Genomic DNA, 826 nt, shown 5'->3' on the forward strand with positions numbered 1-826 from the left:
CACCACCTCAACCAACAACCCACCCACAACCCCACCAACCACCACCGCACCACCCCCCTCACCCCCCACCACCCCGCCTACCTCATCCACACCTCCGGATCCACCGGACACCCCAAAGGCGTCGTCATGCCCGGCAGCGCCCTGCTGAATCTTCTGAACTGGCACCACCGCACGGTCGGCGGCGAACCCGGTACCCGTACCGCACAGTTCACCGCCATCAGCTTCGACGTCTCCGCCCAGGAGATCCTTTCGGCCCTCCTCTTCGGGAAGACGCTCGTGATCCCCGACGAGGACGTCCGCCGCGACGCCTCACGTTTCGCTGAGTGGCTCGAAGAGATGGAGGTGCAGGAGCTGTTCGCCCCGAACCTCGTGGTGGAGGCCCTCGCCGAGGCGGCCGTCGAGCAGGGCCGTACGCTGCCCCGGCTGCGCACGATCGCCCAGGCCGGCGAGGCGCTGACCCTCGGCAGGGCGGTGCGGGCCTTCTACGCATCGGCTCCGGGGAGGAAGCTGCATAACCACTACGGCCCGACCGAGACCCACGTCGTCACAGCCCACACGCTGGCCGACTCCCCCCAAGACTGGAACCTGTCGGCACCGATCGGGCGGCCGATCGCGAACACCCGCAGCTATGTGCTCGACGGAGAGCTGCGTCTGTCGGCTCCCGGTGTGGTGGGTGAGCTGTACGTCGCGGGCGAGGGTCTGGCCCGCGGCTACGCCAACCAGCCCGGGCTCACCGCCGAACGCTTCGTCGCAGATCCGTTCCACCCCGAACCCGGCCAGCGGATGTACCGCACCGGCGACCTCGCCCGCTGGAACACCCACGGCG

1 protein-coding gene is annotated in these 826 nt (G+C 69.2%); it reads left to right on the forward strand.

Annotated elements, in window-relative coordinates; translation table 11 throughout:
- The coding region (locus tag IE140_RS35725) for an AMP-binding protein (protein ID WP_189461112.1) at nt 1–826 on the forward strand (826 nt) is incomplete at both ends.

It is taken from the genome of Streptomyces parvus, from assembly GCF_014648875.1.
GTDB lineage: Bacteria > Actinomycetota > Actinomycetes > Streptomycetales > Streptomycetaceae > Streptomyces > Streptomyces parvus.